At 53.9% G+C, this 2,443-nt stretch carries 3 protein-coding genes; all 3 read right to left on the bottom strand.

What is annotated here, in order from left to right; genetic code table 11:
- Positions 1-585: 585 nt before the first annotated feature.
- On the bottom strand, positions 586-1,329 hold the full coding sequence (locus C5O24_RS12530; RefSeq protein WP_107035262.1) for a UDP-2,3-diacylglucosamine diphosphatase: 744 nt from the start codon (positions 1,327-1,329) through the stop codon (positions 586-588).
- A gap of 25 nt (positions 1,330-1,354) precedes the next feature.
- Positions 1,355-1,678, bottom strand: a complete 324-nt coding sequence (locus C5O24_RS12525; protein WP_107035261.1) for a metal-sulfur cluster assembly factor — start codon at positions 1,676-1,678, stop codon at positions 1,355-1,357.
- The coding region (locus tag C5O24_RS12520) for an alanine:cation symporter family protein (protein WP_161553906.1) at positions 1,647-2,443 on the bottom strand (797 nt) is incomplete at its 5' end. The genes C5O24_RS12525 and C5O24_RS12520, both read right to left, overlap by 32 nt.

The raw sequence follows: 2,443 nt of genomic DNA, 5'->3' as shown, positions 1-2,443 counted from the left end.
CTCGGTCAAAAGTGTCTGATAGAGATTGATTCTATGCATATGAACAATGTTTTTCTCCTTCAACACTTTGGCTGAGGGTTTGTTATGCCCTATAACATTTTTTCAATTCTAATTTTAAACAGTTTCTTAGATTTGTGTTTTGTGCGTCGGTGACTGTCGGCCGATCAGCTTTTGCGGCCGCAAAGTAAGCTTATGTGGCTGTGGGTACATAGTGTTTTTGATGGGAAATTACGATAGCGGCTATCGGTAGGATCTGTGGCCGACGGTCGACGGAGGGGATGCCGGTGTGACAGCGGAGGGATGGCAAGGTGTGCTGTGGGCCGGACTGTGCTGTGGCCATAAATATAAAAGAGGACGCCGCTGCCGCGGAATCCTCTCCTATGAGTTTCAATAAGGTAGAATTTCTAAGGTAAAAAAGATTGTTTTAGTTTTGTAACGCAAAGGTATGCCTTAATTCTGTCACCGACGAATAAAAAAATATGTTGTGTAACATCATTGTAGCGCATAAAAATTGTGGCATATGTTACAAAATGTTGACATTCAACAGGTAGTAAATTTTCTATAAAAACGCTCCGATTGTTAATGTTACTTAATTTTGTGAATTTCGAAGCTGTTTCCGTCAAAAACTCCGTAGGTCATGAGCCGGAATCCTTCGCCGAGTATCACGAGGCGGCATCCCGGAGCGATGTCAGTGTCAACTACCACGTGGCGGTGGCCGAAAACGAAGTATTCGGTGTCGGGATGCATGGCGAGGTAGTTTTTTGCGAATGTGATCAGCTGGTCGTTGTCGCTGAGCCGGTCGGATGCCTCTTTGCCGTTGCGCCGTGAGTGGGACGACCATCGGTGGGCGAATCCGACGGTCCATCGCGGGTGTATGGCTGCAAAGAGCCGTTGTGCAGTGGGGTTGCGGAATATGCGCTGCATCCGGCGGTAGGAGGGGCGCGGCTCTCCGCTAAGGTCGCCGTGCTCGAGATAGAATGTGTGGCCGAGTATCCGGGTGTGGAGCGGGCCGTCGATCACTTTCACTCCGATCTCCCGGGGCAGGTAGTCAAAGATCCATATGTCATGGTTGCCTTTAAGCCAGTAGACCGGCGTCCCGGCGTCGGTGAGCGATGCAATGGCCGCGAAGAAGCGCACGAATCCGCGTGGCACCACGGTGCGGTATTCATACCAGTAGTCGATGGCGTCGCCGAGGATGTAGAGCGCGGAGGCTTTGCCGGCAAGCGATCTGATCCATTCGGCAATGGCGAGTTCGTGGGCGCGGTTGTCGGCGATCCACTGCGCTCCCAGATGCAGGTCGGATATGAAGTAGGCTTTTTCCTGATCCATGTCGTGCGCGGGGTGATGGTGCGTATTACATGAAGCCGAGGTCGAGTTTGGCTTCGTCGCTCATCATGTCCTTGTCCCATACGGGTTCGAACACGAGGCGTATATCCACGCTTTTGATCCCCTCGATGCTTTCGAGCTTTATGCGTGCGTCGTCGATGATGAAGTCGGCGGCGGGGCAGTTGGGCGCTGTCAGTGTCATGTCGATTTTCAGATTGGCGTCATCGTCTATATCGATTCCATAGACGAGTCCGAGGCTGTAGATGTCGACCGGTATCTCTGGGTCGAAGACAGTCTTGAGCATTGCTACTACCTTTTCTTCAAGCTGTAGCTTCTCTTGTGGTGTCAGCATAGTTGTTATCTCTGTTGAAGTATTGTAGGGTTGCTTTTCTCACGCTTTTGCGGAGCAATATAAGCGAGAGCATGGTTGGGAATGCCATGAGGGCGTAGAACAGGTCGCACATGGCTACTGCGGCGCTCAGCGGTACGGCTGCGAACAGTATCAGCGACAGGGTGAACGCGAGTGTGTACCATCGGCTGCTCCGTTCGCCGAACAGGTAGGCGGCGCAACGGCTGCCGTAGAATGAATAGGTGAACATGGAGCTGAGGGCGAAGCAGGTGACTATGGCTGTGAGCAGATATTCGCCGAAGGGTATGGCTCGGCCGAATGCATCGATGGCGAGCGACAGTCCTTGCGGTCCGCTCTGGCTGAAGTCGCCGGCAAGCAGCAGAGCCACGGCTGTAAGTGTGCATACGAAGCCTGAGTCTATGGCCGGGCCGAGCATGGCGATGAGTCCTTCTCTGACGGGCTCCTTGTTGGCCGACGTGGCGTGCATGATGGAGGCGGTGCCTACTCCGGCGTCGTTGACGAGGGCTGCGCGGCGTGCTCCGATGATGGCCACTCCGGCCAGTGCTCCCCATCCGGCGCGGAGGCTGAATGCCTCGCTGAAAATAGAGGCGAACACTCCGGGTACAGCCTCGATGTTGGCGGCCACGATGTAGGCCACCATGATGAAGTAGGTCGTGACCATGAACGGTACGAGCACTGTGGCTACGGATGCGATGCGCTTGATGCCTCCGATCACCACGCTTCCTACGATGAGGGCCATCAGTATGC

Source organism: Paramuribaculum intestinale (genome assembly GCF_003024925.1).
Classification (GTDB): Bacteria; Bacteroidota; Bacteroidia; order Bacteroidales; family Muribaculaceae; genus Paramuribaculum; species Paramuribaculum intestinale.
This window is presented reverse-complemented; position numbering and strand designations above follow the sequence as displayed.

Bases quoted from the DNA above. Each gene is read 5' to 3' on its own strand.
- C5O24_RS12530 (WP_107035262.1), bottom strand. From the start codon at position 1,329: ATGGATCAGGAAAAAGCCTACTTCATATCCGACCTGCATCTGGGAGCG.
- C5O24_RS12525 (WP_107035261.1), bottom strand. From the start codon at position 1,678: ATGCTGACACCACAAGAGAAGCTACAGCTTGAAGAAAAGGTAGTAGCA.